16 protein-coding genes are annotated in these 14,833 nt (G+C 31.3%); 11 read left to right on the top strand and 5 right to left on the bottom strand.

Annotated elements, in window-relative coordinates; genetic code table 11:
* Positions 1–56: 56 nt before the first annotated feature.
* The 3 genes from ACZ49Z_RS16145 to ACZ49Z_RS16135 form a co-directional block, all read right to left on the bottom strand.
* Positions 57–1,514: a sigma 54-interacting transcriptional regulator gene (locus tag ACZ49Z_RS16145; RefSeq protein WP_464305331.1), complete on the bottom strand. Its 1,458-nt coding sequence runs from the start codon at positions 1,512–1,514 to the stop codon at positions 57–59.
* Positions 1,515–1,532: 18 nt separating this feature from the next.
* The gene (locus ACZ49Z_RS16140; RefSeq protein ID WP_464305330.1) at positions 1,533–2,027 is read right to left on the bottom strand and encodes a hypothetical protein; all 495 of its coding nucleotides are present in this window, start codon (positions 2,025–2,027) and stop codon (positions 1,533–1,535) included.
* Positions 2,028–2,105: 78 nt separating this feature from the next.
* Positions 2,106–3,227 carry a vWA domain-containing protein gene (locus ACZ49Z_RS16135; RefSeq protein ID WP_464305329.1) on the bottom strand — a complete coding sequence of 374 codons (1,122 nt, stop codon included), beginning with the start codon at positions 3,225–3,227 and terminating at the stop codon, positions 2,106–2,108.
* Positions 3,228–3,801: 574 nt separating this feature from the next.
* Between ACZ49Z_RS16135 and ACZ49Z_RS16130 the strand changes: the two genes are divergently transcribed.
* The 4 genes from ACZ49Z_RS16130 to ACZ49Z_RS16115 are packed head-to-tail and all read left to right on the top strand — an operon-like array spanning position 3,802 to position 7,298.
* A complete protein-coding gene (locus ACZ49Z_RS16130; RefSeq protein ID WP_464305328.1) occupies positions 3,802–4,236 on the top strand; it encodes an RrF2 family transcriptional regulator in 435 nt (144 codons plus the stop codon).
* Between the two features lie 50 nt (positions 4,237–4,286).
* The gene (locus ACZ49Z_RS16125) at positions 4,287–4,721 is read left to right on the top strand and encodes a hypothetical protein (RefSeq protein ID WP_464305327.1); all 435 of its coding nucleotides are present in this window, start codon (positions 4,287–4,289) and stop codon (positions 4,719–4,721) included.
* On the top strand, positions 4,721–5,056 hold the full coding sequence (locus ACZ49Z_RS16120) for a cupin domain-containing protein (RefSeq protein ID WP_464305326.1): 336 nt from the start codon (positions 4,721–4,723) through the stop codon (positions 5,054–5,056). The genes ACZ49Z_RS16125 and ACZ49Z_RS16120 overlap by 1 nt, the downstream gene beginning before the upstream one ends.
* 19 nt (positions 5,057–5,075) lie before the next feature.
* Entirely contained in the window at positions 5,076–7,298 is a 2,223-nt protein-coding gene (locus tag ACZ49Z_RS16115) for a nitric-oxide reductase large subunit (RefSeq protein ID WP_464305325.1), read from the top strand.
* Positions 7,299–7,719: 421 nt separating this feature from the next.
* Here ACZ49Z_RS16115 and ACZ49Z_RS16110 read toward each other — a convergent pair whose 3' ends face one another.
* A complete protein-coding gene (locus ACZ49Z_RS16110) occupies positions 7,720–8,088 on the bottom strand; it encodes a hypothetical protein (RefSeq protein ID WP_464305324.1) in 369 nt (122 codons plus the stop codon).
* A 192-nt stretch (positions 8,089–8,280) separates the two neighbouring features.
* Entirely contained in the window at positions 8,281–9,060 is a 780-nt protein-coding gene (gene mazG / locus ACZ49Z_RS16105; RefSeq protein ID WP_464305323.1) for a nucleoside triphosphate pyrophosphohydrolase, read from the bottom strand.
* 191 nt (positions 9,061–9,251) lie between these two features.
* On the opposite strand from mazG, the gene ACZ49Z_RS16100 reads away from it, so the two are divergent.
* From ACZ49Z_RS16100 to ACZ49Z_RS16070, 7 genes are all read left to right on the top strand, one after another.
* Positions 9,252–9,794, top strand: coding sequence for a hypothetical protein (locus ACZ49Z_RS16100; protein WP_464305322.1), 543 nt, complete (start codon positions 9,252–9,254; stop codon positions 9,792–9,794).
* A 42-nt stretch (positions 9,795–9,836) separates the two neighbouring features.
* Positions 9,837–10,346, top strand: a complete 510-nt coding sequence (locus ACZ49Z_RS16095; RefSeq protein WP_464305321.1) for a hypothetical protein — start codon at positions 9,837–9,839, stop codon at positions 10,344–10,346.
* Positions 10,347–11,107: 761 nt separating this feature from the next.
* Positions 11,108–11,518: a hypothetical protein gene (locus tag ACZ49Z_RS16090; protein ID WP_464305320.1), complete on the top strand. Its 411-nt coding sequence runs from the start codon at positions 11,108–11,110 to the stop codon at positions 11,516–11,518.
* 138 nt (positions 11,519–11,656) lie between these two features.
* Complete coding sequence (locus tag ACZ49Z_RS16085; RefSeq protein ID WP_464305319.1) at positions 11,657–12,367, top strand: endonuclease/exonuclease/phosphatase family protein; 711 nt, start codon at positions 11,657–11,659, stop codon at positions 12,365–12,367.
* A gap of 188 nt (positions 12,368–12,555) precedes the next feature.
* Entirely contained in the window at positions 12,556–13,044 is a 489-nt protein-coding gene (locus ACZ49Z_RS16080) for a hypothetical protein (RefSeq protein ID WP_464305318.1), read from the top strand.
* A gap of 43 nt (positions 13,045–13,087) precedes the next feature.
* On the top strand, positions 13,088–13,711 hold the full coding sequence (locus tag ACZ49Z_RS16075) for a hypothetical protein (RefSeq protein ID WP_464305317.1): 624 nt from the start codon (positions 13,088–13,090) through the stop codon (positions 13,709–13,711).
* A 253-nt stretch (positions 13,712–13,964) separates the two neighbouring features.
* Positions 13,965–14,828, top strand: coding sequence for a bestrophin family protein (locus ACZ49Z_RS16070; protein WP_464305316.1), 864 nt, complete (start codon positions 13,965–13,967; stop codon positions 14,826–14,828).
* Positions 14,829–14,833: the final 5 nt, after the last annotated feature.

Raw genomic sequence — 14,833 nt, 5'->3', positions numbered from 1 at the left:
AATAATAAAGGGTAGTGTTATTGCTACCCTTTATGCTATAATTATGGTAATAAAAACTATAATTTACTCAAAAAATTGCTGTATAGATCTTTGTATTGATAGCCTTTTTTGAATCGGTTTTTAGATAATTTTTCATGTTCTACTAATCCCCATAACAGGAATTCTTTTAAGAAGTTTTTATCTTCTTTTGCAAATTCAGGTTGAAATTTTTGTAAGATACTTTCTAAAGGTAGCACCTCATCTAATATTTTCTGATACGTTTCGTTTGTTGCATCATCGGTTAATTCAAATCCACTTTCTGCGAAAAACCATTCTAACAGTTCTGTATAAGCTGTTTTTTCATTTTCACGTTCTAATTTTTCAATCTTTGGGAAGTAGTTTGAAAATAATGTCTTAATTGCATCTCCTATTAAATATTGTGCCACCGTTGCTGCACCTTCTTGTTCGCCTTCATAAACTAATTCTACTTTTCCAGTAATGGCTGGAATAATACCCATAAAATCGGATAATCTTACTGTTGTTTTGTCTTCTCCTGCCAATAAAGCTCTTCTTTCTGCTGCTGAAATTAAGTTTTCATAAGCAGTAATACTCAAACGAGCAGAAACACCACTTTTCACATCAACATATTCGCTTTCTCTAGCTTCAAAAACAATTTGCTCTAATAGATCTTTCGCTAGACTAGGCACATAAACTGTTTCTTGTTGGTCTTTGTCAAACTTAGCTTCTTGTTCTGTAATGGTTCTTGCAATTTGAATGGTTTCTGGGTAATGGGTTAATATTTGGGAACCAATTCTATCTTTTAAAGGTGTAACGATACTTCCTCTATTGGTATAATCTTCAGGATTTGCTGTAAAAATAAATTGAACATCTATGGGTAAACGCAATTTGAAACCTCTAATTTGAATATCTCCTTCTTGTAGAATATTAAACAAAGCTACCTGAATACGTGCTTGTAAATCGGGTAATTCATTAATGACAAAAATACATCGATTTGCACGCGGAATCATTCCAAAGTGAATCACCCTTTCGTCTGCATAATTTAGTTTTAAATTGGCTGCTTTAATAGGATCTACATCACCAATTAAGTCGGCAACAGTTACATCTGGAGTCGCTAATTTTTCATAGAAACGTTCACTACGGTGTAACCAAGTTATTGGAGTTTCGTCTCCTTTTTCTGCAATTAATTCTTTTGCAAAACGAGAAATAGGCTCTAAAGGATCATCATTTATTTCTGAACCCTCTACAACTGGAATGTATTCGTCTAATAATTCAATCATTTTACGCGCTAATCTGGTTTTAGCTTGACCTCGAAGTCCTAATAAATTAATATTATGACGTGATAAAATGGCTCTTTCTAATTCTGGAATTACGGTGTTTTCAAAACCATGAACACCATCAAAAGTAGTTTCTCCTGCTTTTATTTTGTTGCGTAGATTTGTTCGTAATTCGTCTTTTATGTTTTTAGGTTGGTATCCTGATTTTTTTAATTCACCTAATGTTTTTATATTTTTCATATGTAGTTATATATTGTATTATTTTTCTTTTTTTGTTCTTTGATATGCTAATTTATTTTGGATTTCTCTCGTGGTTTTATTCACAATATCTTTTCCTTCACTATATCCTAATGATGTTATACAATCTCCAACACATTGATATAATTCTTTCGTTATCAAATAGTTTTTATTTTTTTCTGTAGACGAATTGTAACAATCATAGCCACTAGACAAATAAAAAAAAGTGCCATCGTTGGCTAATATCGTTGCCATTTGTTTCAATCTATCAAATATTTGAGTTCTTACGGCTGTAAAATCGATATCTTCTTTCACATGATGCATAATTTCTAATGTAATTAAACATTCGCAAATAGCATTTAATTCTAATCCTTTAAACATTGGGTAATCTGGAAGCACTAGTTCCGATAGTTCAAAACGTCTATTATAAACCTTTAATGCTAATGAAATAGAATCATTTTGACTAAAAGTCCAATTGGAAATTAAAATTGTAAAAACTAGGATTATTTGCTTCATTTAATATCTAATAAATATTGAATTAAAAAAAAGGTTTTTGACTCTCCCGAATTTTCGAGACAAACTGGAAACTGAAAACTATCTAATCTTCTTCTTCCTATTACTCTCATAATCTTCAAAAATCATTTCTCCAAGACCTTTTAAACCAGTGTAAAATGCTTTCCCTTGATTGGCTTCGGTAAAATAATTGACAAATTGTTGCAAATAAGGATCTTTTGCAATCATAAAAGTCGTAATTGGAATGTGCAATTTTCTAGCTTGTGCTGCTTGGTTATAGCATTTATCTACAATATATTGGTCTAAACCGTTACTGTTCATGTAATATTCTCCATTTTTCTCGCGCACGCAACTTGGTTTTCCGTCGGTTATCATAAAGATTTGCTTGTTGGTATTTCTTTTTCTTCGTAGAATATCCATTGCCAATTGCAATCCTGCAACAGTGTTTGTATGATAAGGTCCGACTTGTAGATAGGGTAAATCTTTAATTTTAATAGTCCAAGCATCGTTACCAAACACTAAAATATCTAGAGTATCTTTTGGATAGCGCGTGGTGATGAGTTCGGCTAATGCCATGGCTACTTTTTTGGCTGGAGTAATTCGGTCTTCACCATACAAAATCATACTGTGCGAAATATCAATCATCAGTACGGTACTCATTTGTGATTTGTGATGATTGTCTTCTACTACTAAATCATTCTCAGTAAGGATAAACTCACCTACTCCATTATTAATTTGAGCATTTTTTAGACTTTCGGTTAACGAAATTTGTTCTACAGTATCTCCGAACTGAAAAGCTCTCAATTCGCCCGTTTGCTCGTCTCCTTTTCCTGATTGTTTGGTTTTATGATTTCCTGAACCTGCTTTGTTTAAATTGCCAAATATTTGTTCTAAGGCGTGCTGACGAATGGCTCGTTCTGTTTTTGCCGTAATTGCCATTCCTCCAGAACCGTCTGACTTAACCTCATCTTTGATGTAACCTTTTTTCTTCAAATCTTCCACAAAATCATCAATGGTATAATCTGGTGTGGTTAATTGGTACTCTACATCTAACTGACGTAACCAATCAATGGCTTCATCAAAATCGCCCGATGTATGTGTGATTAATTCCTTAAAAATGGGAAATAATTTTTCGAAGGGTGTTTGAAAAGGAGCTTCGTATTTGGTAAACTGAAACCCTGTTTTATAGTCGTTCTTTTTCATAGGTTTAAAAATTATTTTTCAGCGTTAACATAGGGTATCGCTTTATAATAATTGGTATTACTTCACTATATAATTTTATTTTTTATAGCAATTTCATTAGCATAAAGGTACTCTTTCTTGTATAGCAATTAAAATAACGTTTATTAATATTTCGTTAAAGGACAAAAGTTGCTTAGCTAGATATATAAAAAACAGGTATTTTTACCTATGAAAAAACAAATTTATAATCCTATATTTACACCTGTTAAAATTATCTTTTTTAAAGAGTTGTTAACACATAAAATATAGCTACTATTATTTGATAAAGAAATTCACAAAAACCAATACATAGAAAAATTAAGTTTTGATTGTTTTGAATGTGCTAAAAAGTTGTTTTTCCCGCTTCATTTTTAGCATATTCTTTTTTTATTCCTCTCTCATCATCTCCTAAATTTCTGCAATGCTTTTTATTACTTGATTTTACTGAAATAAAATACTAACGCAGTATATCTTAAAATTATTCAAAAAAAAATATAAAGGATGTTTTTATCCTTTATAAAAATATTATATCTTTGCACTATAAAATGAAGAAGCAATGTTTTCAAAATCGTGTGAATATGGATTGAGAGCTATACTATATATTGCTCAACAAACAGAACAAAACAATAAGGTGAGTTTAACAACTATATCTGAAGCGATAGATTCTCCTCAACCTTTCACTGCTAAAATTTTACAACAACTTACCAAAAACAATGTGGTTACATCAATAAAAGGACCTTATGGTGGTTTTGTTATAGAAACGGAAAAAATGAAAACGGTTACACTAAGTCAAGTAGTAAAAATTTTAGATGGAGATTCTATATACACAGGCTGCGGACTTGGTTTAAGTCAATGCAATGAAGCCACACCTTGCCCACTCCATTTTAAATTTATAGCTATTAGAGAACAACTGAGAGAAATGCTAGAAAACACTTCTCTAGAAATGCTTGTTACGGATATGAACACGCAAAACTTATATTTAAAACGTTAATTATTTTTTAAACCTTAAATAAAGGATAAAAAGGTCTTTTTATACTACATATGAAAACAACTCTAAAAATAACCGTTGCAATTAGCTTTATTTGGATAGGTTTTGTCTGTGCAATTAGCTTTATGGAAGCTTGGTTAAAGTTTCAAGCACCTAATATTACAACTGCACTTGGTTTAGGAATTGGTCAACTCGTGTTTAGTGCTCTCAACAAAGTAGAACTCTTTCTTGGTTCTAGTATCATTGTTTTAATTCTATCAGAAATTAAGAAATCTAAAAACATCTCAATATATTTTATTATTGCTTTTATCATTCTCCTGTTACAAACTTTTTGGTTATTACCCGCATTGAATGAAAGAGCTATTAAAATTATACAAGGAAACACCCTACCAAAAAGCCCGCTTCACTTTGTTTTCGTAGCGCTAGAAATCATCAAAGTAATAAGTCTTTTTCTTTTTGGTAAAAATCAATTAAAACAATTAGAATAATGAAAAAAACGTCACTTACAGATAACTGTGTCTATAACGCAACAAAGCCTGTAATATCGGTACTATTAGAGACCGAAACTTCAAAAGAAATTCGGATTTTGCTTCAAAAAGATCAAATAATGAAAGCACATAAAGCTCCATTTCCTATAGTTATTGAGCTATTTGAAGGTGCTATCCAATTTGGTATAGACAAAACAAAACACCAATTGAAAAAAGGAGATCTTATCTCGCTTGAAGCAAATGTGGTTCATGATGTAACAGGTATTGAAGATTCAATTATCCGATTAACATTGCACAAAAAAGACACTGTAGAGCGTGTTAACAACGTACTTTAAAAACTAAAAAAAGAAGAAAATGAAAAAAATATGGTTTGCATTTATTAGTGTTGTGGTACTATCCTTCGTTGCACTAATTTGGGTGGGTACAGAAATCTATCAAACCCAACCTCCTATTCCTGAAAAGATAATCGTAAAAAACACTAATGAAACAGTCTATACTAAAGAAGCTATTCAAATAGGTCAGAATGTATGGGAATCTATTGGAGGAATGGAAGTAGGTTCTATTTGGGGACACGGTAGTTATGTGGCTCCCGATTGGACAGCCGATTGGATTCACAAAGAAGCGGTGTTCATGCTAGAAGCATGGGCAAAGAAAGACTATAACTTGTCCTTTGATGCCTTAGATGTTGAAAAGAAAGCGGCTTTAAAAGCACGTTTAATTCAAGATATTAAAACAAATACTTTTAACGCTTCTTCTAATACTATAACAATTTCACAAGAACGTTATAATGCCATTCAGAGTAATATAAAACATTACACCAAAATATTCTCAGAAGGTAAAGCAGAATATGCAATTCCGAAAGGAGCTTTAGTGGACAAAGAAAAATTAGCACAGCTAAATGCTTTCTTGTTTTGGACTTCTTGGGCAGCAAGCACGAATAGACCTAATCATGACTATACTTATACTTCCAATTGGCCTCATGAACCTTTAATTGATAATAATATTACAGATGATTCGATAATATGGTCGGGTTTATCAATCGTTTTATTATTACTTTTCATCGGAATACTTACTTATTATTATTTATTAAATCATGAAAAAGGAGAATTAATCGATAAACCAGAAAGTGATCCGTTAACAAATATAAAGTTGTTCCCCTCTCAAAAAGCCATTTTGAAATACTTCATTATAATTTCATTACTAATTGGTTTGCAAGTCATATTAGGAATCATCACAGTACATTATACTGTAGAAGGTCAGGCGTTCTTTGGCTTTGATTTAGCCAACTTCCTTCCTTACTCTGTTTCTCGAACATGGCACACACAATTAGCAGTATTCTGGATTGCTGCTACTTGGTTAGCAACTGGTTTATTCTTAGCGCCTATGATTTCGGGTAAAGAAATGAAATACCAAGTTTTTGGAATCAATTTCCTTTTCGTTGCGCTTTTGATTATTGTTTTAGGCTCTATGCTAGGAGAATGGTTGGGCGTGCACCAATTTTTAGATTTAACCACCAATTTCTTCTTTGGTCACCAAGGCTATGAATATATGGATTTAGGTCGTTTTTGGCAACTATTCTTAGCTGTTGGTTTAGTACTTTGGGTACTCATGGTGAGTCGTCATATTCTTTTTGCTATTCGTAAAAATGACGAATCAAAACACCTTTTAATCATATTACTCGTTTCGGTAATGGCAATTGGTATGTTCTTCTTTTCTGGTTTAATGTATGGCGAAAACAGTAGTTTACCCGTTATTAATTACTGGAGATGGTGGTTAGTGCATTTATGGGTAGAAGGTTTCTTCGAAGTATTTGCTACTGTAGTAATTGCTTTTATTTTCTCTCGAATGAAAATTATCGCTGCTAAAACTGCGGGAAGAGTATCTATTGCTTCAGCTACTATCTTTTTAGCTGGTGGCATTATCGGGACACTGCATCATTTATACTTTTCTGGAACACCTGTTCAAGCTATTGCATTAGGAGCTACGTATAGTGCTTTAGAAGTAGTACCACTCACCTTAATGGGGTTTGAAATTAGGGAAAATTGGAATTTATTAAAAAGTAAAACTTGGATGCAAAAATACAAATGGCCTATCTTTTTCTTTATCGCTGTTGCGTTTTGGAATTTTGTAGGAGCTGGTGTTTTTGGTTTCTTAATTAATCCACCAATTGCGTTGTATTACATTCAAGGATTAAACACAACTGCTGTTCATGCGCACACCGCTTTGTTTGGGGTTTATGGAATGTTGGGTATGGGATTCATTCTCATTTGCTTGCGTTTCTATTCTGATCGTGCTTGGGGAAGTGCAAAACTAAAAAGAGCTTTTTGGTGTTTAAACATTGGACTTGTAGCCATGGTCGTTTTCAGTTTGTTACCTATTGGAATTATTCAAGCCTATACTTCTATTACAAAAGGCTATTCTTTTGCAAGAGATTCAGAATTGTTATATTCTCCAACCGTGCAAACCTTAAAATGGTTACGCATGATTGGTGATATTATTTTCTCTGTGGGTATTTTCTATTTCTGTTGGTTTACAGTGAGTGAAACTATTTATAACTTTAAGAGAAAATTCAAATAATAGGATTTTGCGCTAATTCAATGTAAGAGTTTTAAAAAAACCACATAGCAAAATGTAAAAATTGCTATGTGGTTTTTTATTTTTTACCCGTAGTGTGCAATTATTAAAACCCTCAGTTGGAGTGTTTTTTGTGCTGTAAAAAGGAACAAAAATTATCGATACGTCCTGATAGCTATCAGGAGCGAATAGATAAATTAATTTCATCAGTGAAAATGCGTGAAAATAAAAAAAGTACGCTGATTCAATAGTTGTACGTCACTTTATGAATATCTCTATAAAAACGACAGATAAAGAACAATCAGATTTAATGAATTGGAACTATATAACAGCTATATACATAAGTAAAAAATAAAGTAAATAAACCACTCGGAAGTATATTTTTTTTTAGAAACTACGCTTAAAGAAGCAAAACTTATTGAACTTATCCTTGCGGAAAATTTTTCTCAAAAAAGTCTTGATACAGACATTCAAGTTCTTTACAAGTTTTACCAAAAAAAACAACCATAAGATTATAGAAAATTGCAGTTTCAGCTGTATATTGAACAAGACCGTTTATAAAAATCTCTTCTGTTTTTGGATAATTTACATAGATAAATTTTTCTAATTCATACTCGATTTTTTCTTTTTCTAAAAAAGCGTTTTTTACTTTTTCCGAAGGTTCTATTGTATCTGCTTCAAGTTTTTTTAGAAATTGCGAAAAAAATTTTAACTTTTTATCACTTTCTTTTTTAAAAAAATCTTTAGCCGTATTGTTTATCGAATTAAACTCATCTTGTGTATAAAACTTCATGTTTTAATTTTTTACCAAACTTACGAAAAATAACTTAAATTTGATAAACGGAAGTAGGAAAACAACGAAGGTACAACAGTGCCTATTCTAAAACTTATTACACTCAACTGTTTATAATTTAACAACTTCTACAATTTCTTCGCTTCTTCCCAAAAGTAGTGTGATTTGAAAATCAGAGATTTTCCAATTCCTTTATTTTGGTAAGCGCTTCGCTTCTTCCCAAAAAACATCCATTTCATCTAAAGACATGTCAGATAACGATTTGCCAATTTGTGCAGCTTTGCTTTCTAAATACATGAAACGTTTCATGAATTTCTTATTCGTGCGTTCCAAAGCATCTTCTGGATTCACTTTCAAAAAACGTGCATAATTAATCATCGAAAATAAAACATCTCCAAACTCGGCTTCTATTTTGTCTTGATCGCCTGCTTTTACTTCAACTTGTAATTCATCTAACTCTTCTTGTACTTTGTCCCACACTTGGTGCGACTCTTCCCAATCAAACCCTACTCCTTTCACTTTGTCTTGAATGCGACTGGCTTTCACTAATGCCGGCAAACTTTTTGGAACACCTTCTAAAACCGACTTTTTTCCTTCTTTTAATTTCAGTTTTTCCCAATTGCGTTTCACTTCTTCTTCATCTTCCACAACCACATCGCCATAAATATGCGGATGACGGTCAATTAATTTATCGCAAATACTATTGGCAACATCTGCCATGTCAAAATCATTGGTTTCGCTACCAATTTTGGCATAGAAAACAATGTGCAATAATAAATCACCTAGCTCTTTTTTAATTTCTTGCAAGTCATTATCCAATATGGCATCGCCCAATTCATAGGTTTCTTCAATGGTTAGATGACGTAAACTTTCCAAGGTTTGTTTTTTATCCCACGGACATTTTTCACGTAGGTCGTCCATGATGTCTAATAGTCTATTGAAGGCTTCGAGTTGATTTTTGCGATTGTTCATGATGTAGTACTGCGTTTTAAATCTATTGAAATTGATGCTGTAAAATTATGGATTTATTTTTAGAAGTGCTGCCTTCCTTTTTTTACAATTTGTCTTGCCGCTGTTTACTCAGTTAAAAGTTTGTTTTATATTTGGGACATAGTTAAACTGAAAACCGATTCAGATTCTAATCGACGCTATTATTTCATACTATGCAAAAGCTTACACTTAACAACAGTAACGACTTATTTTCTAAAGACCTAAACCATTATGGAGGATCGTTTAGTTATAAAGAAAAACTACAATTGCAAGGTGTTGGTTCACCAAAACTTATCTATAAAAGTGGCATTTCGGAACTCGATAATTCAATACTTGCAAAAGGGAACTATCCGATATTCATTAATTTAGAAGTTTTAAAAAACGGTTTGTTACTAAGAGCCAATTTAAATCAGGAAACATACTGTTTTGGAATAAAAATAGACGAAATAACAGCACTACAACTAACTGCATATAAAGTTGAAATTAGAGTCAAAAAATTCGGATCCTATACCACAAAAATAGTACATCGAGGAACATTAGAAATTTTCGAAAACAAACAAAGCATACAACTTTCAATAGGTATTAGAGAATTTAAAACAATGCATTCCTTTTTAAACAAACCCATGCTTAAAAACAAACTAAACTACACAATTAGCAATAATCCTCCCGAAAAAGACGCGTCTTACATTCTTTCCTTTTTCGAGTATTTTATGTAAACGAAAAGCCAATACCTATTTATAATTGAAACGACTAAACCCATGAAAAAAATAATCGCAATACTCCTGCTCATATCACTTTATAATTGTAAAAAAACTGCAAAAGAAACTAATGTACAAAATACTACTTCAGAATTCATAACTTGGAAAACCCTAACTAAAGAAGAACAAAAAGAAATCAATCAATTTTGGAACAATTTTAAGAACTGCATACAAACAAATCAAAAAGAAAAAGTAATACAATGTATCCAATTTCCACTCGAAGGTGAATGGGGTTTTGCAATTGGGTTAAAAAAAGAAGGTAACCAATTAACAAAAAAAGATTTTGAAAACGGATATGAAAAAATATTCACTAAAAAAATTAAAGACCAAATAATTAACTCTTCAATAGATTCTTTATCTTTTATAAGCCATTCAAAACAACCAGCAATAGAATTTAGATATGTTGCACATTTAAACACACAAAATGATGAATTTGAAAGTAGCCGTTTCTTTAATTTTCATAAAACAGAAAAAGGATATAAACTCTATTTAATTTGGCATGCAGGATAATCACAAACTTTCAAACATTGCATAAGCATCCAACAAATTAATTATTTCTTTTTTAGGAGCACCACCAAAGTGCCACACAGCACACTCCTCCCGCTATTCGCTATAGCTGTTCATTGCATCGTCCCTCGCAATAACAGGCTGCCGCTACTATCGGGGCTACCCAACCACTTCTATATTTTCAAACACATTTTCAAAAAAAGCACGTCGGTTTATACCTACTTACAACTATTTACAGAAAATCATTTTTTTTGAGGTTAGAAACTCAGTATCTGAGGTAAAAAGTACTCATTTGATGCTGGATACTCAGTATCCGAGGTAAAAAGTACTCATTTGACGCTAAATACTCAGTATCCGAGGTAAAAAGTACTCATTTGACGCTAAATACTCAGTATCTGAGGTGAAAAATATTCTTTTGACACTAGATACTCAGTATCTGAAGTAAAAAGTACTCATTTGACGTTAAATACTCAGTATCTGAGATGAAAAACATTTTTTTGAAGCTGGATACTCAGTATTCGAGGTAAAAAATATTTTTTTGATGCTAAACGCACTGCGTCTGAGACAAAAAACATACTTTTCACGCTAAACGCATTGCGTCTGAAACAAAAATTCTTTAGACAATTTGTAAATGAATATTTATATATTTGAAAACGAATGTGGCATATATCAAAAATAGCTACCTAAAAAACGATAGCTTTGTGTGCTTTTGTCATAGCTATTAACAAGTTGTAATCCATTTCATAACCAAAAAAGAAAATATAATGGGACTATTTAATTTATTTAGAAAAAAGAAAAATGAAACATCAGAAGACGATTTTATGGCAAAAATGGAAGCCATGGTAAAAAAAATTAAAGAAGAAGAAGGTACAGACCAAGACGAATTACCCAATCATAAAGGTGAATTCGGATTCTCTAAAGACAATCCAATACTTTTAACAAGTGTTTCAGAATCAAGGAAATATTTAGAAAGATTAATATATATTAAACCAGGATCATCTCAATATACATGGACAAGGACTGGTTCAATGCAAAATAATATTGTTAGCGCACCAATAGATGAATACAATTTATTAGATACTGATTTTAAAATTGTTAAAACAATTTATATTTGGCCGTATAACAGGGTAAATTCTAAAAAAGTACCCGAAGGATTTGGTTTAATGGATGTCTAGAAAGATACTCATTAAATAGTAAACAGCTTACTAGTTATTTAAATGATTTGTAAGGAAAAAAATAATATTTTTGAGAAAATAAAACAAGACATTTATCATACATATAAACAAACTAACATACATTTAAAAAAGCGCATATTGAAGATAGTAACTTGGAATTGTAATGGAGCATTTAGAAAGAAGTTTGAACATATTTCAGACTTCAATGCCGACATTTACATTATCCAAGAATGTGAAAATCCAGCCGAATGTCGGCACCCAAAATATCAGGAATGGGCTGAAAACCATCTTTGGATTGGAGACACCAAAAATAAAGGTCTTGCGATATTTGTTAAACAAGAAATTGGATTGGAAAAATTGGATTGGACTAATCAATTTAGAGACCATTCAGTAAAACATTTTTTACCTTGTAGGATAAATAAATCATTCGATATCCTTGCTGTTTGGACTCATAAAAACAATTCTCAGTATTTTGACTACATCGGTCAGTTTTGGAAATATTTACAAGTAAATAAGGAAAACTTCAAGGAAATAATTTTAGCAGGCGACTTTAACAGTAGTGCGATTTGGCATCATTATGACAAGTGGTGGAATCATTCAGATGTAATTAATGAATTGGAGGAATTAGGAATAGAAAGTTTTTATCATAAGTTTACAGGAGAATTACAAGGAAAAGAAAGTAAACCGACTCTTTACTTTCAACGAAATAAAGAAAAAAAATATCATATTGATTATATTTTTGGTGTACAAAAATTCTCTGAAAAACTAATATCTGTTAAAGTTGGATCTGCAAATAAATGGTTGGAATTAAGTGACCATATGCCAATTTTGTGTGAATTTAAAATTTAAAAAACGATATGCCAACAGCTAAAGTTTTTTTCTCAGTCTATATTGTTTTTTATAAGTGTTCATTATCAATCCGTAGTTCAATGAGCAAAGCAAAAGACGAAGTAATGAATTATAATCACTGAACACAAAAAACAAATAATAAAAAAGAAGTAAACCGTGGTTGAACGAACGGACACAACAAAACGACAATGACTTTTAAAAACAAATTTTTATCTAGTTTTTTGACAGCTGTTACGCTAACATTTTTGTTTGCCTGCGGACAAAGTAACTCATGTGAAAGTGAACCGATGACGGATAATATAAAACTTGACGACCAAGCATTAACTATTGATCCCTTTTCGACTTTTCCTCCTGAAATTGACGGTTGTTCTTGCTATTTTTCCAACGATTCGACAGAATTTAAAGACGGACAATACATTTATATGAATGACTATGCACAGACTTCATTTCTGAAAATCAATGGCGTTTTAACAAAGTTCACACAAACAGACTTCAAAGAAATCGATTCATTAAATGTGAAAGCAAAATACAAAAGCGATAATTACCAAATGACAATTGAATTGAAAAACGGAATTCAGAATGGTGATGAGACGTGGTTGAAAATTGGAACAATAAAACTGTCAGACAAAAAAGGTAAAACAATTATAAAGACTTTTTATGGAGAATGTGGTTGTTAGCTTTATAGATATAAAACCTTAACTAATAACGTCATTATAAACAATGCAGATGAATAGTGAAAAAATAAAAATACTACGAAATAAAATCGCAATTCCATTAGACATTGCTATTAAACTTTTGAAAGAAAATAATGGTGATATTGACGCATGTGAAAAACGATATCATAACGACAACATAAAAGAGATTAGCATTCTAGCAGAATGTGATTATGAAACCGCAAGAAAAAGTTATGAATTTTGCAAATATGACATGGCAAAAGCGATTGAAAAAATCTACTCTAAAGAAGTAATTATCTCAACTAGAGAAAATTCAATATCAAGAAATGAAATTGGATTTATTTTATGGCCAGAAAATAAGGACGGAGAAAACTACAAAACAAAAAAAAGAAATGACGCTTTTATTCCTAAGGATGACTTTGACTTTGTAATAGATGAATTTAAGTCTGTCTTTCCTCTGGAAAATCCTTGGAATAATGATATAGAGGAATATTTTGACGTATGTGGATATAATTATTTTGACAATGAAACTTGTAAAACCATAGTTGAAAAAATAATGGCGAAAAAAACCGATGAATTGAAAATCATTAAATTCAAAAAAGAATTTATAGAATGGCTTAATGACAAATTGATTTATGCAGATTACATTGCGGTTTATGGAAATCTTTAATCGAAAAATAATCAACCTAGAATAAACTAAGGATTTCCAATCAGTCTATATTGTTTTTTATAAGTGTTCATTATCATTCTAGGAATCTTTAGGTCATTTTCTAACTTTTAACCAATAAGTATATAACTTATTAAAGATAAATTTCTAGTAGCTCTATTTGCTATTAAGAAGAAAACCAAACTAAAAATTATCCGATTAGAAATTCGATTTAAATTTATTATTTTTACGCAAATTCAAAATTTACAAACAAAAAATGGTGCAATACAACCCAAAAGATTGGATTACTTTTATTTTTAGATTCCACAAATCGGACACTTTTCGTCAATTAATTCCAATGATGATAACTATTGGTTTCTTCTCCTATGGAATAGCCTATTTAGAAATTGAATATTGGAAATTAGCAAAAACCAGTCATGTAAAAAACATTACCATTATGCATGGCATGCTTGGCTTTGTAATTTCATTATTACTAGTTTTCAGAACCAATACAGCCTATGATCGTTGGTGGGAAGGAAGAAAACATTGGGGGGCTTTAGTCAATAATAGTAGAAATTTAGCTATAAAATTATCTGTCATTCTAAAAGAGGAACAAGATAGAAGTTATTTTAGGAGAATGATTCCCGCATATGCTTCTATCCTTCAGAAACATCTTAGAGATGAAGAAACAGCAAAAGCATTATTTGATGATTTAGAGGTAACTATGGAACACCATAAACACAGACCCAATCAAATTGCAAAAATGTTATTCCAAAAGATTCATGACTTGCATCTTTTAGGGAAAATATCAGGAGATCAATTAATCATAATTAATAGTGAAATACAATCTTTTACAGATATTTGTGGAGCATGTGAAAGAATAAAAAACACACCCATTCCCTACTCTTACAGTGCTTTTATTAAAAAATTTATTTTTTTCTATATCATGACTTTGCCTTTTGGCTATGCTTTTGACCTTGGGTATTTTGTGGTGCCAATTGTGGTATTTACATTTTATGTTTTGGCTAGTTTAGAACTCATTGCAGAAGAAATAGAAGACCCTTTTGGTAATGATGCCAACGATTTGCCAACAGAAAAATTAGCACAAAACATTAAAAAACATGTAGAAGAGATTTTATAGTGAAA

Source organism: Flavobacterium sp. KY-23415, assembly GCF_055384985.1.
The sequence above is the reverse complement of the archived record's forward strand: the minus strand, read 5'-3'. Positions and strand labels throughout refer to the sequence as shown.

Coding starts and splice junctions, on each gene's coding strand:
- ACZ49Z_RS16145 (WP_464305331.1), bottom strand. CDS start 1,514: ATGAAAAATATAAAAACATTAGGTGAATTAAAAAAATCAGGATACCAA.
- ACZ49Z_RS16140 (WP_464305330.1), bottom strand. CDS start 2,027: ATGAAGCAAATAATCCTAGTTTTTACAATTTTAATTTCCAATTGGACT.
- ACZ49Z_RS16135 (WP_464305329.1), bottom strand. CDS start 3,227: ATGAAAAAGAACGACTATAAAACAGGGTTTCAGTTTACCAAATACGAA.
- ACZ49Z_RS16130 (WP_464305328.1), top strand. CDS start 3,802: ATGTTTTCAAAATCGTGTGAATATGGATTGAGAGCTATACTATATATT.
- ACZ49Z_RS16125 (WP_464305327.1), top strand. CDS start 4,287: ATGAAAACAACTCTAAAAATAACCGTTGCAATTAGCTTTATTTGGATA.
- ACZ49Z_RS16120 (WP_464305326.1), top strand. CDS start 4,721: ATGAAAAAAACGTCACTTACAGATAACTGTGTCTATAACGCAACAAAG.
- ACZ49Z_RS16115 (WP_464305325.1), top strand. CDS start 5,076: ATGAAAAAAATATGGTTTGCATTTATTAGTGTTGTGGTACTATCCTTC.
- ACZ49Z_RS16110 (WP_464305324.1), bottom strand. CDS start 8,088: ATGAAGTTTTATACACAAGATGAGTTTAATTCGATAAACAATACGGCT.
- mazG (WP_464305323.1), bottom strand. CDS start 9,060: ATGAACAATCGCAAAAATCAACTCGAAGCCTTCAATAGACTATTAGAC.
- ACZ49Z_RS16100 (WP_464305322.1), top strand. CDS start 9,252: ATGCAAAAGCTTACACTTAACAACAGTAACGACTTATTTTCTAAAGAC.
- ACZ49Z_RS16095 (WP_464305321.1), top strand. CDS start 9,837: ATGAAAAAAATAATCGCAATACTCCTGCTCATATCACTTTATAATTGT.
- ACZ49Z_RS16090 (WP_464305320.1), top strand. CDS start 11,108: ATGGGACTATTTAATTTATTTAGAAAAAAGAAAAATGAAACATCAGAA.
- ACZ49Z_RS16080 (WP_464305318.1), top strand. CDS start 12,556: ATGACTTTTAAAAACAAATTTTTATCTAGTTTTTTGACAGCTGTTACG.
- ACZ49Z_RS16075 (WP_464305317.1), top strand. CDS start 13,088: ATGCAGATGAATAGTGAAAAAATAAAAATACTACGAAATAAAATCGCA.
- ACZ49Z_RS16070 (WP_464305316.1), top strand. CDS start 13,965: ATGGTGCAATACAACCCAAAAGATTGGATTACTTTTATTTTTAGATTC.